Raw genomic sequence first — 16,867 nt, forward strand, 5'->3', positions numbered from 1 at the left:
GGCGCCCCGCCTCACGCCTGGGCCGCCGCCGGCACGGCCAGCCGGTAGCCGACGCCGCGGATCGTCTCGATCCACTGCCGGTCGCCGAGCTTGCCGCGCAGGGAGCGCACGTGGACGTCGAGGGTGCGGCTGGAGCCGAACCAGTTCTCGTCCCACACCCGGGACATGATCTCCTGGCGCTCCATCACCGTGCCGGGCTCCTGCATCAGCAGGAGCAGCAGATCGAACTCCTTGCGCGTGATCCGCACCTCCTGGTCGCGGACGAATACCTTCCGTGTGCGCGGGTCGATCCGCAGAGGGCCGGCCTCCAGCGGGTCGGCCCCGGCTCGGCGCGCCCCCGGCCCGGACCCGGATCCCGACCAGGTGGCCGACGGCGCGGCGGCGTCCGGGGCCGTCTCCACGGCGGGCGCGGTGCCGTGCCGGACGCAGCCCGCGGCCCGGCGAAGGACGGCCTCGATGCGGGCCACCAGCTCGTAGCGGCTGAAGGGCTTGGCGACGAAGTCGTCGGCTCCCAGGTGCAGGGCCAGCACCCGGTCGAGTTCCCGGCTCCGGCCGCTCAGGGCGATCACCGGTACGCAGGACGCCTTCCGCATCCGCCGGCACACCTCGAAGCCGTCCAGGTCGGGCAGGCCCAGGTCGAGCAGGACCAACTGCTCCTCGCCGAGCCGGTCCAGGGCCTCTGCGCCGGTGCCGACGCGGTGCGTCCCGTAACCGTGCGCCGCCAGCGTGCGCTCCAGCGCCTCGGCCACTCCGTCGTCGTCCTCGACGATCAGCACGTTCATTCGATCAGCCTCCCCCGCTGACGGACCACCCCGCCGTTATCCCGGACACGCCGTGGTGCGCTGGAACTCCCGCCCCACGCTTCCCAATTGTTTCCGGAAGCGCTGTCTATCAAGCCGGCGGGCGGGGCTCAACGCGGGGCATTCCGACGGCACCGAGGGGGACAACGGGACGTGCCTCTTTCGGCGCACACCGGCCCTCCGGACAGGCCGCCACCACAATGGCGTGATCTTGACGGTTTCCTGACACACCCCCACGGACAGCGGGGTACGCTGCGCAGATCGAACAGAAGTTCAGGCCGGGAAGGCTGCGGGCGTACGGAGTGGCGGGGGTGCCGGGCATGGTGACGGAGCGCCTCGTGGACCGTTCCCCGGACGCCGCGACGGAGGCCGGGACCCTGGCCGGCGAACGCCGTCGCGTCGCCCGGGATCTGCACGACGAGGTCGCCGCCGGCCTCGGCTCGGCCCTCACCTCCTTCGAGCTGTACGACATGTACCGCGACACCCGCCCGGAGCTGGCACAACGCAAGCTCGCGGCGGCCCGGGACGCGGTCCGCGCCTCGCTGGAGAACCTGCGCACCGTCATGGCCGGATTACGCGCCCCTGCCGAACCCACCGGGACCACACGGACCGCCGGCACGGCCGGCAAGGCCGACACGCCCGGCGCCGGCACGACAGCCGGTACCCCCGACGCCCTCCCCCTCGCGGCCGCTCTGGCCCGCGACCTCGGCACCACGGGCCGAACCCCCGGCACCGTACGCGTCCTGGTCACCGGCGACGAGTCCCTGATGCCGTCCCGCACCGCCCGCGAGGTCCGCCTCGTACTCCGCGAGGCCCAGCGCAACGCCTTGCGCCACGCCCACGCCGGCCGCATCACCGTCACCGTGGAGGTGACCCAGGCCGAGGTGCGCGCCGGCGTGGAGGACGACGGCCGCGGCTTCCAGGACCCGGATCCCGCCGCGTCCGGCCGGCACGGCGGTCTCCTCGGCATGCGCGAGCGTGCGGCGCTTCTCGGCGGCAGCCTGACCGTGGACAGCCGCCCCGGGCACGGCACCCGCGTCCGGCTCCGCGTACCGCTCGCCCCGCTCGACGGGCCCCACGGGAACGCCAGTGGCGAGCGCGGCTAGGCCCGTCCGGATCCTGCTGGCCGACGACCACACGCTGTTCCGCGAGGGCGTCGCCGAGATCCTCGCCGCGTCGCCCGGCCTGGAGGTCGTCGGCGAGGCCCACGACGGCAAGGGCGCGTGCGACAAGGCCGCCGAGCTGCGCCCCGACGTGGTCCTCCTCGACGTCGAGATGCCGGGCCAGGGCGTCCGGGAGACGCTGGCGCAGCTGCGCGCCGTCGCGCCGGGCTGCCGCGTCGTCGTGCTCACCATGCACGACGACGTCGCGCTGGCCCGGGAGCTGCTCGGCCTGGGCGCCGGGGCGTACCTGGTGAAGGGGTCGACGCGGCACGAGCTGATCGCCGCCATCCACAGCGTCCAGGTCGAGCGGGGCCCCGGCCACGTGATCCTGTCGGTGTCCCGGCAGGGGCTCGACCGCCTCGACCGGGCGCCCGGCGAGAGCCTGTCGGCCCGGGAGCGCGAGGTGCTCGCCCTGACCGCGGAGGCGCTGAGCAACGCCCAGATCGCGCGCCGCCTGTCGATCGCCGAGGGCACCGTGAAACGCCATCTGCGCAGCATCTACGGCAAGCTGGGCGCGGTCTCGCGCATGGACGCGGTGAACAAGGCCGTGACCTCCTCCCTCATCCCGCCGCCCCTGCGGAGAGACGGGACCTGACACCCTGGCCCTCAGCCGGCGGCCGTGCGGGGCTCGGCCCCGACGCGGTGCAGCAGGACGAAGCGCCGTGCGGCCTCCTCGGCCTCCTCCAGGGAGAAGAAGCCCCGGTCGTGGGCGGCGGCCGCGAGCCCGTCCGGGCCGGTGGCACGCCAGACGTCCGCGAGGTGGCGCCGCACCAGGGCGCCGGGCAGGTGCCGCGGGGTGCGCCGTCTGCCGGTGCGGGCCATCCGCGCGTTGAGCCGGTCGGCGGCGGCCACCGCGCCGGCGCTGAGCGCCCACGCCCCGTCCTCGTCCCGCAGCTCGGCGGGCACGTCGTTGAACGGCGCGGCTCCGGGCCCGACGCGGAACGACCGGACGAGGAGGGTGAGCAGCCGGCTCCGGGCGTCGCCGGAGGCCCGTTCCTCCTCCGTGAGCCAGGAGGCCCAGACGCCGTCCGGCAGGCGGTCGGCGGTGATACCGCGCTCCTCCGCCGCCTTGAGGGCGGCGTCGGCCAGCGCGGCGTCGTCCGTCGACGCGACGTCGGCGTGCGCCGCCCCGCCGCCGGCGATGCGGCGCAGCGCGAACCGCCGGTAGCGCCCCGGGAAGTCCGGCGCGTACAGCTGCTGGAAGCGCAGCTGATCCAGTTCGCCCACGTCCGCGACCTGCCCGCCGTGGGCGGCGGTGGCCGGGCGGTGCAGGGCGCGCCACCGTTCGAGGTACATCGTCCGGGGCACCAGCGAGGCCGGGATGTCGGCCGGGACCGGTCCGTCGGGGCGCGGCTCGCGGGCGTGCGCCAGGGCCAGCAGGGCGTCCCTGCGCTTGAGGTCGGACAGGTCGGGCCGGCGTTCGGCGAACGCGCGCAGGGCGACGGCGGCGTCGGCCGCCTCCGGGTGCGTCCGACGCGCGGTGTACACGAGCGCGCCCCAGGACCGCTGGGTGTAGTGCAGCGAACGCGCCACCTCCAGCAGCACGTCGCCGTCGCCGGCGGTCAGCGCGCCCTCGGCGACCGCGTTGGCGATCGTCCAGCGGATGTTGACCAGCGGTACCGTCAGCGCCCGGTGGTCGCCGGACGGAAGGTGGCCGACGGCGACCTCGTCGTCGGCGTCCAGGTCGCCCCGGGCGTACATGCCGAAGACCAGGCCGACGCCCTCCATGCCGCACTGCCACAGCTCGGCGGCGCGCAGCGCGCCCATGCTGGAGGCGCCGATCACCCGCGCGCCGCGGCGCAGGGCGTCGGTGATCTCCTTGTGCCGCACGGGAGCGGTCTGGTGGAACACCCCGTCGATGACGACGACGGTGTCGCCGGGGCCCAAGTGCAGGGCGAGCAGGTGGCCGTGGCGGATCGGCGGGTGCACGACCGCGCCGGGGACCGCCCGCCGGGCCTCCTCCGGGGACAGCGTGGGGCCGAGGAACACATGGATCGTCACGATGCCTCCTTCAGGAGCGGCGAGGGGGCGGACAGGGGTCGGGTGATCTCGTGCCGTCCGTCGAACTCCAGCCCGGCGGCTACCACCTTGACCACGCTGAAGTCCTCCTCGGTGCTGAGGTCGACCACCACCGGCGGCCGGCCGGTCACCTCCCGCACCCGCTCGGCCAGCCACCGCGTCTCCTCGGTGTCCTCGGCGAAGTCGGGCCCGGCAGCGGAGACGTCCTTCCACGGCACGATCTCCCCCGCCGTGACGGGCGGTTCACCGGGGACGGACGGCTCGTGCGGGAACAGCGCGTCGGCCAGGTCGTCGCGGCTGCCGGCGATGGCGGTGAGCCGGCTCTGCGCCGACTCCGTGACCGCCCGGCTGAGGGCCACCGCGGCGGAACTGTGCACGCCCGAGCCGACGGCCAGCGCGGGGAAGTCCTCGGACCACACGTAGGTGACGAAGCAGGGCAGCCCCCAGCGGTTGGGCACGTCCACGATCTCCACCCACGCCCCCGCGTCGACCATCCGCTCCAGGACGCCGGCGCACATCGGGTCGTCGACGCTCGCCGGGTCGACGTGCCGCCGCTCGCTGACGGGCACCGAGCCGATCGCCGCCGTGCAGTCGCGCTCGACGACCTCGTACAGCGCGTGCGTGACGGCCTCGTCATAACTGTTGCCGCCGGCCAGCCCGTTGGTCGAGCCGTGCAACAACGGGGGCTCCCAGGCGTCGGACACCTGGTAGTCCATGGCGACGTACGACCGGGGGACGAAGGTCGGCGCTCCGGTCACGGCGTTCCTGCCGGTCAGCCAGTCCAGCGGGGTGTGCTCGCCCAGCAGGCTGCCGTGGTGCTGCTGGAGGTCCGTGACGGCGTAGGGCAGTTCCAGCTCGCGGGCGGGGACGCGCGTCATCTCGGCGGCCGGGCAGGCGTACTCGGCGTGCCACAGCTCCACGCTCTCCATGACGGCGGAGATGCGGGCCAGCAGCGGCGAGGTGCCCTTGCCCTGCGAGACGGTGAGCGTCTTCGCCGCCGGGCGGACCGCCATCACCACCGGTACGCCCAGCCGGTCCAGCCCCGTCACGTCGGCGACCCGGGTGACGCCGAAGGCGCCCCGCCGGCCGTCGATGACGGCCCACGTCTCCTCGGGGCGCCGCACCCGGTGCGTGCCGTCGAAATGAACCTTCCTCACCCGGCCCTCCTCCGCTCGGTGGTCCGCCTTCAGCATCGGACGCGGCACCGCAACGTGATGGAAGGCGACGGGAAGAGGGCCATGAAGACTGCCGAAAAAGTGCGGGAGGCGAAGGTGAGAGGAATCGAAGGCGTAGGGAAAGCAGGGAGGTTGGCGTCGGTGAATACGCAGGTCGGATGGGGTGCGGCGGCGAGTACGGGGTGGGGCGCGCGAGTATGCGGCATGGGTGGCTGCTGTCGCGCGTCCCGGGTTATCAATGCGCTGTTCATCGTTGATCGGACGAAAGGAGCGGTCCATGGAGAACGCAGCGAACGCAGCCCTCCTCGACCTGGAGCAGCTCGGCGACGAGATGTTCGAGGTCGTGCGGGACGACGCTGTCGAGAGCGACGACAACGCCGCCTGGGCGTACGCCTGCTGTCGCAGCGCCAGCAGCTCCTGCGCGCTGTCGTAATACCGGTCCGGGCCCCGGCGGCGCGGAGGACGCGCCGCCGGGGCCCGGCCTCGCACTCCCGAACCGCCCACAGATCTGGGGGAGGAAGCCGGCCGTGGGCCGCCGACTGACACTGGCACCGCAGGTGCGGTACGCGCCGACCGTCGACGGTGCCGCGGTCCTGGGCCCGTCGTCCGCCGTGGCCCTCCGCGGCGCCACCGTCCACGCGTGGCTGGAGCGGCTGCGGCCGCTGCTCGACGGCCGGCAGGACGTGGACGCCGCGCTGGCGCCCCTCCCCGACGGCCACCGGACGGTCGCGCTGCGCCTGCTCGACACGCTCCGGGCGCACGGCTTCGTCCGCGAGGCCGCCGATCCGCTGCCGCACGGCCTGACCGACGACGAACTGCGGGCCCACGCGCCCGAGATCGCGTACGTCGGGAACTGGCGCGACTCCCCCGAGCACCACTTCGAGCGCTACCGCACCGCGCGCGTCCTGCTGGCCGGCGACGGACCCCTCGCCGACGCGGCCCGGCACGCCCTGCTCGCCTGCGGGCTGCGCCGGGTGCACGCCGTGGACCCGCGGGAGGCGGCCGGGCGGGTGGACGCCGTCGTGTACGCGGGCGACGGCGAAGGGCCCGACGGCGTACGGGCGGTCGCCGCGGCCGAGGACGCGTGCCGGGCCACGGGTACGCCGTTGTTCCGCGCCCTGGCCCGGTACGACGGCTGCTGGCTGCTGCCGTACGACGGCGCCCAGCGCTGGGCCGACGTCCTGCACCGCCTGCGGCACCGTCCCGCGCCCGCACAGGCCCCGGAGCCCACGCCGGCCGCGACGGCCCTGGTGGGCGGGCGCGTGGCCCTGGCGGTGTTCCGGCTGCTGACGGGCATACCCGAAGAGGACGACACCGGCGTCCTGCGCGTCGACCGGGACACGCTCGCCTCCCACCGGCACCACGTCCTGGCAGCACCCCCGGCCGTAGCGGCGGACAAGGACTTCGCCGTACGCCTGAAGGAGCTGCGCGAAGCGCCGGCCCTCGCCCCCGGCGACCTGACCCGGCGCCTGTCGGCCTGTGCCGACGGACTGACGGGCCCCTACGGGCCGCCCACCACGGCGTACGGCACGCAGATCCCCCTGACGGTGGCCCGCTGCGAGCTGCCCGGCGGCGGCACGGTCACCGGCTCCGCCCTCGACCCGCGCGCCGCCCACGACGAGGCACTGCGCCGTGCGGCCGCCGCCCACGCGCTGGCGGCGGCGGTGGAGCGGACGGCGCCGGACCACATCCTCGCCGGACGACTGGCCGACGGCCGTACGGAGCCCCTGCCCGCCTCCGCCGTTCTCCCGCTCGACGACCGGGCCCCCGCCGGGCACGCCACGCCCACGCCCGCGCCCGCCGGCACCGCCTGTGCCGAGAGCTGGGACGCCGCCGTCGAGGCGGCGCTGCTCGGTGCCGTGCGGCAGCTGGCCCTGCGGCGCATGGCGGCGCCGGACGCCGGGCCGTACCCCGTGCTCGACCCGGCCGTGCTGCCGCACCACAGTGAGGCGGCCCGGCACTGGCGGTTGGTGGGCGCCCTCGGCCCCCTGCCCCCCGTTCTGGACGTCTCCGGGGGCCTGGGCGCGCCCGTCGTCGCGCTGGTCGCGGAGGACGGGGTCGCCGTCGGGTGCGCCGCGTCGGCCGCCGAGGCGTTCGCCGAGGCGGCGCGGGCCCTGCTCGCCCGCCGGCAGGGCGCCTGCCCGTCCGCCGGTACGACGCCGGCCGTGCGGACCGGCGCGCCGGCACCGGTGCCCGCCGCCCTGCCCGGACTGGACGCGGCCGGCCGGTGCCGGCTCCTCGCCGACCGGCTGGCGGCGCGGGGCCGGACCGCGTACGTGGTGCCGCTGGACCACGACAGCGCGTTCGCGGCGCACGCCCCGTTCGTGGCCCGGGTGGTGCTCCTTGACGCGCACTGACGTTCTCGTGTCGGGTGACGGCGGCGTACTGCACCACGCGCTCGACGAGGTCCTCGGCGGGCGGCCCGCGGTGGCCGCCGTCGTGACGGCCACCGACGCCCGCGCCACCGACGACGACCACGACGGCGCCCTTCGGCGGGCGACCACGCTCGGCGTGCCCTTCCTGCCGGTGTGGACCGAGGGCGACCGCGCGGTGGTCGGGCCGGTCGTGCGGCCCGGCGTGCCCGGCTGCCACCGCTGCCTGGGCATGCGGCGCGCGCACGCACCGGACCGGGCCGTCGCCCGGGCCGTGCTCGGCCACGCCCCCGACCTGTACACACTGCCGTCGCCCCTGCTCACCGCGCCCGCCGTCACCCTCACCGCCCGCCTCGTGGCCGAGCGCCTCACCGCCCCCGACGCCCCCGCGGCCCGCTCCATGACGGTGGTCGGCCTGCGTGCCCTCGACGTGAGCACGCACGCCTTCCTCCCCGACCCGTGCTGCCCGGTGTGCGGCGGGCTCCCCGACGACGCGCCCACCGCCGTGCCGCGCGCGCTCGCGCCCCGGCCCAAACCGCGCCCCGGCCTGCGGCTGCGGTGGCCGGACACCGCTCTGCTCCGCGCGCTCCTGGCCGACCCGGAGACGGGGCTGGTGCGCGGTGTGACGCAGGCGACGGCGGCGGTCCCGCTGGCCCGGGCGCCGCTCGCGCTGCCGGACGGCGGCGAGGCCGAGGCGGGCCTGGGCGCCGGCCCCGACCGGGACACGGCGACGGCCGCCGCGCTCCTCGAAGGGGCCGAACGCTACGCGAGCGTCCGGCCGCGGGCCCGCCGCACCGTGGTCCGGGCCGCGTACGCCGACGTACGCGACGACGCCGTCGACCCGCGCACGCTGGGCCTGCACCCCGACAGCCACTACGACGTGCCGGGCTTCCCGTTCCGCCGGTTCGCGGAGGACCGGGTGACGGAGTGGGTGTGGGCGTGGTCCCACGGGCGGGCGCGGCCGGTGCTGCTGCCCCGCTCGTACGCGTACTTCCTCTCCGCGGACGAGCGGGACCCGGGCGACCGGGGATTCGTCTTCGAGGTCTCCAACGGCTGCGCGCTCGGCAGCTGTTCCGAGGAGGCGCAACTGCACGGCCTGCTCGAAGTCGCCGAGCGGGACGCCTTCTTCACGGCGTGGTACCGGCGCACCCCGCTCGACGCCATCGACCCGGGCAGCGCGCGCGACCGCACCGTGCCGCTCCTCGTGGAGCACCTGGCCCAGCTGACCGGGCACCGCGTCCACCTCCTCGACGCCACCCTGGAGCAGGAGATCCCGTGCGTCGTGGCGCTCGCCGTCGACGAGGACGAACGGCCGGACACGCCGCGCGCGGCCCTCGCCGCGGGCGCCCACCCCGACCCCGAACAGGCCGCGGTGCGCGCGCTGATGGAGCTCGGCCCGCACCTGTCCCTGCTCGCCGCCCGCTACCCGGCCCGGCGGGAACGCGCCCGGCAGCTGGCCCTCGACCCCTCCGGCATCACCCACCCCGCCGACCACGCCCTCGTGGCCGCCGCGCCCGAGTTCTCCGGGCGGCTGGCGTTCCTCCTGGAGGGCCGGCCGCCCCGCGCCTTCGCCGAGGTGCACCGCGGCCGGCGGCTGCCCCGGCACCACGACGACCTGACGGACGATCTGCGCGACCTGGTCCGCCGCTACCTCGACACGGGGTTCGACGTGCTCGCCGTGGACCAGACGACCGCCGAGCTCGCGGCGCTGGACCTGACGGCGGTCAAGGTCGTCGTCCCCGGCACCGCCCCGGTGACGTACGGGCACCTGATGCGGCGCACCGAGGGCCTGCCCCGGCTCACCGGCGAACTGTCCACCGACCCGCACCCGTTCCCGTGACGACGCCCGTGACGCCCCTGCCCGGCCTCCCGCCGTCCCTGCCGCCGCTCCCGCCGCTGGGCACGGCCGGTGACGCGCTGCGCGCCGCCCGGACGTGCGGCTGTCCCCCGGCGTCCGGCCCGGTGACACTGCACCACCTGGCCGCCGTCCTCGGTCACGCCTGTGGGCCGGGCCCCTTCGAAGCCCGCCCCGGTACGCCCCCGGGGCTCGCCCACGCCCACGTCCCACGGCCCCTGCTCGCCGCAGGGGACGACGCCCCCGTGCCCCGGGGCACGTACGCCTACGACCCGGTCGCCCACGCTCTCGTACCCGGCGCCGGCGCCCTCCCGGAGAGCGGCGCGGGCCTCGTGCTGCGCCTGCCCGGTGACGACACGGGCGAACGGGCCGCCCGGGCCGCCCTGGTGGCGGCGGCCTGCGGACTGTGTACGCGGCAGTCGGGCGCCGGGCCCGGCACGCTGCTTCTGCACAGCGGGCCGGCCGCCCCGCTGCCGCCCGCCGCCGCGGGCGCCGGGCTCGACGCCGTGCTGGCGGACCTGCCCGCCGGCCCCCCCGGCGCACCTGCGTACCGGTGCGGCGGTCACTCGCGAGGAGCTGCTCCGGGTGCTGGCCGCGGCCGGCGTGCGGGCGCCGTACCGGGTGACCGTACGGGACGTCGCGGGCCTGGAGGCCGGTCTGTACGGGCCGGTGGCGGACGGTCCGGAGCCCGTGCGGCCGGGCGACACCGCCTCCCTGGCGTACGTCCTCACGCGCGGTGGCCCCGCCGCCGTCGCGGCCCTCGCCGACGCGCCCGTCACCGTGCATCTGCTGGGCGAACTGCCTCCGCGCGCGGCCGAGGCGCTGCGTCTGCGGGTCGCCGCGCACGAGACGGGGCTGACGGCCTGGTGCGACGACCGGCCGGCGCCCGCGGCGGCGGCCCTGCTGCGGGTGGAGCCCGGCGAGGGCGCGGTGGCCTGTCACGTCACCCTCGGCCACGCGGCGCCCGAACCACGCCTCCGCGTTCCCGTCCTCGTCCCCGGAGCCCTGTCGTGAACACCGCTGCCGCCATGCCGCCCGACCCGGTGCTACGCGTCGCCGGCGTCCCCCGGTCCGTGCTGGCCGCCCTCAACACCCCCGAAAGCCACGCCCTGGCCGAGACCGTCCTCGCCGAGCAGGAACGGATCGACGCCGAGGGCCGGGCCGTCGCCGACGCACTGCATCCCGTCATCGGGGCGCTGCCCGACCCGGCGCTGCGCCCCCGCGTCATCGGCCTGCGCCGCGCCGCCCACCAGGGCCGTACTCCCCGTACCGCCGAGTGGGACGCCGCCGTACAGGCCGCGCTGCCGGCGCCGCTCGCCGCCCGCGTCGAGGGCTGGCTCGCGGCACGGGCCCGCCAGGAACAGCGCCGCGCGGCGCTGGCGGATACGCTCGCGCGCGAGACCGGGGCCGTGCTCGGGGCGCTGCGCGGTCCGCTGACCGAACCCTCCTTCCGGCAGGGGCTGCTGCACGGCAGCCGGGACCTCGACGACGTCCTGGAACGCTGGCTCGACACCCCCCACGGCCGTGCGCCGGGCACCAAGGCCCTGGTGAGCCTGGCCCGTTACCTGTCCCGTGCGGCGGCGAAGACCAGCCCGTACAGCACCTTCACCGCCACCGGGCAGGCCAGGTGGCGCCCGTCCGGGCCCTGGCTGGACTTCGGGGACATGACCCGGCGACCGGTGCACGCGGAGATCAACCTGGCACGCCTGCGCCGCATCGCCGACGCCCTGCTGCGCACCCGCCCCGAACTGCGCGCCACCCTGCGCCTGCGCTCCAACCCGGCCCTGCACGCCTCCCCGGAGGCGATCCGCCTGATCCCGCCCACCGCCGGGGCGAGGATCACCGCCCTGCCGGCACCGGAACGGCTGTCCCGGCTGCTGGAGGCCGTGCGGCAGGTCGACGGGCTCACCGCCGCCGAGGCCGGGCCCGCGGTACGGCGCTTCCTGGCCGCCGGCATCCTCCAGGAGGATCTGCCGCTGGACGACGCGGCGCCCTGCCACCTGACGGCGCTGACCGCCTGGCTGGAGGAGGCGGCAGAACTCGCACCCATAGCCGCCGCATTGCACGACCTGCGTGCAGAACTGACGCGGCATCAGTCCGCGTCCACCCACACCGAGCGTCGCCGCCGTGACCGTGCCGTCCGCGAGCGGTTGCGGTCCGTCGAGGACGCCCTGGGCCTTCCCGCCCCGCGCGAGAGCTACGAGCGCCGGCCGTTCCACGAGGACAGCGTGCTCGGCGGTGACGCCGCCACGCTCGGCCACCCGCACTGGCGGCCCCTGCTGGCCGATCTCACCGCCACGGGCCGCGCCCTGGCGGTCCTCGACCGCGACCTGCCCGCCCGGCACGCCGCCGCGGCGTGGCTCACCGAACGCCACGGCCCGGCCGCCCGGGTGCCGCTGCTGCTCGTCCTGCACCAGCTCCAGGACGAGCGGTCCCCCGCCGCGCAGCGCGTACGCGACCTGCTCGGCCCCGGATTCGGCACGGACGACGAGCTGCTGGCCGCGAGCCCCCTGCCCGTCCTGCGCCGGCTCGCCGACGAGCGGCGCCGCGTGACGGCCGCCCTGCACGCCGGTGAGCTGCCCACCGGCCTCGCCCTCCCGCGTCCGCCGCTGTCCCTCGCCCACTACGTGCAGCCGCTGGCCGGCCCGGACGGGCGGCCGTACGCCGTCCTCAACGCCGTGACCGCCGGGCACGGCCACTGGCAGGGCCGCCTCGACCGCATCCACGCCCGCGCCACGGGCCGCCCGGTGCCGCCGGGCCCCACCGCCTCCGCCTCCGTATGCGACCCGCTCCCGGTCGACCTCGGCGGGCTGTACGCCTCCAACACCAACCTGCGCCGCCCCACCGTGCCGCACGTCTTCGACCACCCCTTCACCCGCGACAGCCGCCCCGCCCACCAGCGCATCGCGCTGGGCGAGGTGACGGTGCACGTCGACACGGCCACCGGCCTGCCCGCCCTCCACGCGCCGCGCCTCGACGCCGGCCTCGTCCCCGTGCACCTCGGGCTGATGAGCCCGCAGCTGCTGCCGCCCCCGCTCGCCACCGTGCTGCGGCTGTTCGGCGACCCGCACACCCTCTTCCGTACCGGGCACCCCCTCCAGCCGGGCCCCTTCACGGACGACGTACCGGCCGACGGCGTCCGCCACCTGCCCCGCCTCCGCGCCGGGAACGTGGTCCTGCGCCGCCGCGGGTGGCTCACCCGGGCCGCGTCCGTACCGCTGCCGCGGCCCGGCGAGCAGGACCACGACCACCTGCTGCGGCTGCTCGCCTGGCAGCGCGCGGTGGGCCTTCCGCAGCGCTGCTTCGTGCGGACCCGCCCGGCCGGGGGGCCGGCACCGGACCCGTTCGCGGACAAGGGCTACAAGCCCGCCTACGTCGACTTCGCCTCGCCCCTGCTGACCGCCGCCTTCACGCGCGCGCTCACCGCGCCCGGCACCGTCGTCCACATCGAGGAAGCGCTGCCCGACCCGGCCGCCGACCAGGCCCCCGGTACGGGCCTGTACACCACCGAACTCGTCATCGAACTGCCCGCCGGACCCCCGTCCGGCCTCCCCGGAGAGCACCGTGCCGCCCACCCCTGACACATCCCCGCCGTCCGGCCACTGGACGGCCGTGCACCTCTTCCACCAGGGCGACCTCGACGTCCTGCTGCTCGACGCCGTCGTACCCGAGCTCGGCCGGCTCGCCCGGACCGGGACCGTCGGCGGCCACTTCTTCCTCCGCTACTGGGAGGGCGGCCCCCATCTGCGGGTCCGCGTCCGGTCCGCGGAACCTCTCGGGGACACCGCAGGCCACCTCGTGGAGCGGTGGAACGACTGGCTGGCCCGCCACCCCTCGCCGTGCACGGTCGACGAGGCGGCCTACCACCGCTTCGCCACGGCGGCGGCGCGGCAGGAGCACCTGCCGGACCACGAGCCGTGGCGCGGCCTGCACGACACCGCGCGGATACGCCCGTACCGGCCCGAGCACGACCGCTACGGCACCGGAGCCTCCCTCGCCGCCGTCGAGCGGCATTTCGTCGAGGCGAGCGACTGCGCCCGGGCCCTGCTCGCCCGCCGCCCCTCCCCCGCCGAGCGGTTGTCGGCCGCTTTCGCCGTCCTGCTGCTGACGTGGACCGTGACGGCGCCGGACGCCGGGCAGCGCCTGGCCGCGCTGCGGGCCGGGGCGGAGTCGTGGCGCCGCATGCTCGGGGCCGCGTACGACACGGAAGGCTTCGACCGGGCGTACGAGCGCGCGCGCCCCGGTCTGCTGCGGCGCGCGGCGGGGCTGCTGGCCGCACCGGTCCCCGCGGCGCCGGGTGCGGGGCCGCTCGCCGCGTGGCACCACAGCGTCGCGCGGCTCCACGCGAGCCTCGCGGGCCTGGAGCGCACCGGTGCCTTCGCCCCCGACCTCGCCGCCCTGCGCGACGACCCCTCGCTGCTCGCCCTGCCCAGCCCCCGCACGGCCCTCACCGCCAACCGGTGCGCCCATCTGATGTGCAACCGGCTCGGCCTGGACGCCACCCAGGAGGCCATGCTGCGCCACTTCGCGGCACGGGCCGCCGCCGCCCTGGGGGACAGCCGCCCGTGAGTGCGCTCCTCCTGTCCCTGGCACCCGGCACGACGGTGCACCACGACGGTGGCGGTCAGGGGATCGTGACCGTGCGCCACCGCTGGGGCAGCACGCCGGCCGGCCCGGGTGGCCGGCCGCTGGCGGAGGCGCTGACGGCGCTCACGCGGAGCCCGGTGGCTCTGGACGACCTCACCGGCCGGCTTCCGGACACCGGAGTCGCCCTGCTCCAGTACTGCCTGGACCACCTGGGCCACACGCTGTGCCATCACGCCACCGCTGCCGGAACGCGCCCGCTGGCCACCGCCGTACCGCTGGCACCGGAGGCGGCCCCACGCCCCGGCCCCCTGCCACTGGGCGCGGTGACGCTCGACCAGGCCGCTCATCTGCGCCCGCTGGACGGCACGCTCGTGGCCGAGTCACCGCGGTCCCGGTTCCGGATCCGCCTGGACGACGCGCGGGTGGCAGCGGTGTTCGCGGCGTTGACCGGACCCACGATGTGCGGGGAACTGCCCGCTGCGGTACCGGACTTGACGGAGAACGATCTCACTGCGGTCCTCTCCATTCTCCACATCGCCGGTTTTCTGCACCCGGTGGACGGTGACGGCCCCGGCGGAGCCGCGCTCCCACCGGGCTGGTCCTTCCACGAGCTGCTGGCCCACGACGGCAGCCGGGCCGGCCTCCGCGACCGCCTCTACGGTCCCGTCTTCCCCCTGCGCGCCACCGAGGCGCCGGCCCCGCCCGTCGCACCCGCCCGTCCGGGCCGCACCATCCCCCTGCGCCGTCCCGACCTGGACGAGGCGCGGCGCGAGGACCGCACGTTCACCGACGTCCTGGAGTCCCGCACATCGGTCCGCGCCTACGGTGAAAGCCCGCTGACCGTCGACGAGTTGGCCGGGTGGCTGTACCGCGCCGCCCGTGTCCGTACGGTGCTGGACGCCCGGCCCGAGCACGACCGGCCGTACGCGGTCACCAGCCGCCCGTACCCCAGCGCCGGCTCGGCGTACGAGCTGGAACTGTACGTGGCCGTGCACCGCTGTGCCGGGCTCGGCCGCGGCCTGTACCACTACGACGCGCTCGCCCACGCTCTGACCGTCCTGCCGGGCGGCCCGGCGGAGGTGGACGCGCTGGTGCGGGAGGGAACGGCCGCGACCGGTGGGCCGCCGCCGGACGTGCACGTCACCGTGGCGTCGCGCTTCAAGCGCCTGTCGTGGAAGTACGCGGCGCACGCCTACACCCTCACCCTGAAGAACACCGGGGTGCTGCTCCAGACGCTCCACCTGGTGGCCACGGCCATGGGCCTGTCCGGCTGCATCCTGGGCGGCGGCGACGGCGAGACCCCCGCCCGGGCCTTCGGCCTGCGGCCCCACACCGAGATCCCCGTCGGCGCCTTCGTCCTGGGCGGCGCCGCCGGACGGCGCCTACGGCAGGCGGCAGGGGACCCTTAGCGGACACCGGCCGGCCGGGGCCCGGGGCGCGGCGTGCCGCGTCGGCCTGCTCTTCGCGGTGCTGATCGCGCTGGACGCGGGCACGCTGGGGCTGAGCGGCCCGCGTACGCCGCTATGGGCGGCCCTCGCCGTGGTGCTGCCGGCGATCCCGCTACCGCCACGTGTGACGGCCGGGGACGGCCGGCTCGCCTCGCGCGGGCTGCTCACGGAGGACAGGTCCGCTTCGAGCGGAGAGTGCCCCGTCGCACGACATCCCGCGGGCTCCCCGGACCGGTGAGCGACCCGGGGGGCCGTGGTCAAACGGCTGCCACGCGGAAGCCCCACCGGAGCGCTTCCGTTCCGGTGGGGCTTCATCGCGTCGCAAGCTCTCACGTCGGTCGCCGGGCCGCTCGCGTGTCGGTGGCGGTGGTCACCGGCCGGTCCACTCGGGCGGGCGTTTCTCGACGAAGGCGAGGGGGCCCTCCTGCGCGTCCGCACTGTGCATGCGCCGTTCCTCCCACACGAAGCGGGTGTGGAACGCCTGCTCCAGCGGCATGGTCAGGGACGCCGCCGCGGCTTCCTTCACGGCCCTGACGGACAGGGGGGCGCAGCGCAGGATGTCCTCGACCCAGGAATCGACGCAGGCGTCGAGTTCCCCGGGCGGCACCACCTCGTTGACCAGGCCGAGCGCGTGGGCCCGGGCGGCCGTCATGGGGCGGCCGGTCAGCAGGTGGCCGAGGGCCGCCCGGTAGGGCGCCTGGCGGACCAGGCGGAAGACGCCGCCAGCGCCCGCCATGAGGCCAAGGCGTGCCTCCGGCAGCGCGAAGGAGGCGTGGTCGGCGGCGATCACCACGTCACAGGCGAGGGCGAGTTCGAAACCGCCGCCGTACGCGTAGCCGTTGACGCGGGCCACCACGGGCTTGCAGAGGTCGAAGCGCTCGGTGAGCCGCGGCCAGCCGGGCTTGCCGCGGCTTCCGAAGGTGCTCGGTTCGGCCGTGCCGGCGCGTACCCGTTCGGAGAGCTCCTTGAGGTCCTGGCCCACGGAGAACGAGCGGTCGCCCGCGCCCGTGAGCACCGCGACCCACAGGTCGTCGTCCCGCTCGAAGTCGTCCCAGACGGCGGCCAGTTCCTCGTGCATGCGGAGGTCCATGGCGTTGAGCCGGTCCGGACGGTCGAGCGTGATGTGCGCCACGCGTCCGGACTTCTCGTACGCGACCCTGGTCAGGCCGTCCGGCCCGGGTCCGGTGGTGGTCACGTGGCTCAGGCCGTTCGCGCTTGCAGCGACTTCGGGCGCATGTCGGTCCAGTGCTCCTCGATGTAGTCGAGGCACGCCTGCCGGTCCGCCCCTTCCAGGACCGGCTGCCAGCCGGCCGGGACCTCCGCGACGGCGGGCCACAGGGAGTGCTGCCCCTCGTCGTTCACGAGCACCGAGAACGTGCCCTCGGCGTCGTCGAAGGGGTTGCTCATGTCGTTCCTCCAGGAAAGCAGTGGTGGTGAGGGATGCGGGC

The 16,867-nt window shown here is 76.3% G+C and carries 14 protein-coding genes; 9 read left to right on the forward strand and 5 right to left on the reverse strand.

The genetic code is table 11. The annotated features are described in order from the left end of the window. Positions 1-11 precede the first annotated feature (11 nt). Complete coding sequence (locus tag K7I03_RS06205) at positions 12-782, reverse strand: response regulator transcription factor (protein ID WP_185945494.1); 771 nt, start codon at positions 780-782, stop codon at positions 12-14. A 338-nt stretch (positions 783-1,120) separates the two neighbouring features. Between K7I03_RS06205 and K7I03_RS33760 the strand changes: the two genes are divergently transcribed. Both K7I03_RS33760 and K7I03_RS06220 read left to right on the forward strand, forming a co-directional pair. After that, complete coding sequence (locus K7I03_RS33760; protein ID WP_185945493.1) at positions 1,121-1,906, forward strand: sensor histidine kinase; 786 nt, start codon at positions 1,121-1,123, stop codon at positions 1,904-1,906. Beyond that, positions 1,890-2,558, forward strand: coding sequence for a response regulator (locus K7I03_RS06220; protein WP_185945492.1), 669 nt, complete (start codon positions 1,890-1,892; stop codon positions 2,556-2,558). Before K7I03_RS33760 ends, K7I03_RS06220 begins: the two co-directional genes overlap by 17 nt. An 11-nt stretch (positions 2,559-2,569) precedes the next feature. Here K7I03_RS06220 and K7I03_RS06225 read toward each other — a convergent pair whose 3' ends face one another. Beyond that, positions 2,570-3,964, reverse strand: coding sequence for a TfuA-like protein (locus K7I03_RS06225; RefSeq protein ID WP_185945491.1), 1,395 nt, complete (start codon positions 3,962-3,964; stop codon positions 2,570-2,572). Then, the gene (locus tag K7I03_RS06230; RefSeq protein ID WP_224346916.1) at positions 3,961-5,139 is read right to left on the reverse strand and encodes a YcaO-like family protein; all 1,179 of its coding nucleotides are present in this window, start codon (positions 5,137-5,139) and stop codon (positions 3,961-3,963) included. The genes K7I03_RS06225 and K7I03_RS06230 overlap by 4 nt, the downstream gene beginning before the upstream one ends. Positions 5,140-5,434: 295 nt before the next feature. Here K7I03_RS06230 and K7I03_RS06235 point away from each other — a divergent pair, with 295 nt between their 5' ends. The 7 genes from K7I03_RS06235 (at position 5,435) to K7I03_RS06265 (ending at position 15,380) form a co-directional block, all read left to right on the forward strand. Then, positions 5,435-5,590: a hypothetical protein gene (locus tag K7I03_RS06235; RefSeq protein ID WP_185945489.1), complete on the forward strand. Its 156-nt coding sequence runs from the start codon at positions 5,435-5,437 to the stop codon at positions 5,588-5,590. A gap of 94 nt (positions 5,591-5,684) precedes the next feature. Further along, entirely contained in the window at positions 5,685-7,514 is a 1,830-nt protein-coding gene (locus K7I03_RS06240; protein ID WP_185945488.1) for a group-specific protein, read from the forward strand. Next, positions 7,501-9,369: a TOMM precursor leader peptide-binding protein gene (locus tag K7I03_RS06245; RefSeq protein WP_221903562.1), complete on the forward strand. Its 1,869-nt coding sequence runs from the start codon at positions 7,501-7,503 to the stop codon at positions 9,367-9,369. The genes K7I03_RS06240 and K7I03_RS06245 overlap by 14 nt, the downstream gene beginning before the upstream one ends. 600 nt (positions 9,370-9,969) lie before the next feature. Further along, entirely contained in the window at positions 9,970-10,398 is a 429-nt protein-coding gene (locus K7I03_RS06250; protein ID WP_224346917.1) for a hypothetical protein, read from the forward strand. Then, a complete protein-coding gene (locus K7I03_RS06255; protein WP_185945486.1) occupies positions 10,395-12,965 on the forward strand; it encodes a lantibiotic dehydratase in 2,571 nt (856 codons plus the stop codon). The genes K7I03_RS06250 and K7I03_RS06255 overlap by 4 nt, the downstream gene beginning before the upstream one ends. Then, positions 12,949-13,953: a lantibiotic dehydratase C-terminal domain-containing protein gene (locus K7I03_RS06260; RefSeq protein ID WP_185945485.1), complete on the forward strand. Its 1,005-nt coding sequence runs from the start codon at positions 12,949-12,951 to the stop codon at positions 13,951-13,953. Before K7I03_RS06255 ends, K7I03_RS06260 begins: the two co-directional genes overlap by 17 nt. Further along, positions 13,950-15,380 (forward strand): SagB family peptide dehydrogenase, encoded by a 1,431-nt coding sequence (locus K7I03_RS06265; RefSeq protein WP_185945484.1) that lies wholly within the window; start codon positions 13,950-13,952, stop codon positions 15,378-15,380. Before K7I03_RS06260 ends, K7I03_RS06265 begins: the two co-directional genes overlap by 4 nt. A gap of 409 nt (positions 15,381-15,789) precedes the next feature. Here the strand turns inward: K7I03_RS06265 and dpgD are convergent, their stop codons facing one another. Further along, complete coding sequence (gene dpgD / locus K7I03_RS06270; RefSeq protein WP_224346918.1) at positions 15,790-16,614, reverse strand: enoyl-CoA-hydratase DpgD; 825 nt, start codon at positions 16,612-16,614, stop codon at positions 15,790-15,792. 5 nt (positions 16,615-16,619) lie between these two features. After that, positions 16,620-16,826: an MbtH family protein gene (locus K7I03_RS06275; protein WP_185945483.1), complete on the reverse strand. Its 207-nt coding sequence runs from the start codon at positions 16,824-16,826 to the stop codon at positions 16,620-16,622. Between the last annotated feature and the right edge of the window lie 41 nt (positions 16,827-16,867).

This window comes from Streptomyces mobaraensis, from assembly GCF_020099395.1.
Taxonomy (GTDB): Bacteria; Actinomycetota; Actinomycetes; order Streptomycetales; family Streptomycetaceae; genus Streptomyces.

What these genes read in the sequence shown, in the direction of transcription:
- K7I03_RS06205 (WP_185945494.1), bottom strand. Translation starts at nt 782, where the DNA reads ATGAACGTGCTGATCGTCGAGGACGACGACGGAGTGGCCGAGGCGCTG.
- K7I03_RS33760 (WP_185945493.1), top strand. Translation starts at nt 1,121, where the DNA reads ATGGTGACGGAGCGCCTCGTGGACCGTTCCCCGGACGCCGCGACGGAG.
- K7I03_RS06235 (WP_185945489.1), top strand. Translation starts at nt 5,435, where the DNA reads ATGGAGAACGCAGCGAACGCAGCCCTCCTCGACCTGGAGCAGCTCGGC.
- K7I03_RS06275 (WP_185945483.1), bottom strand. Translation starts at nt 16,826, where the DNA reads ATGAGCAACCCCTTCGACGACGCCGAGGGCACGTTCTCGGTGCTCGTG.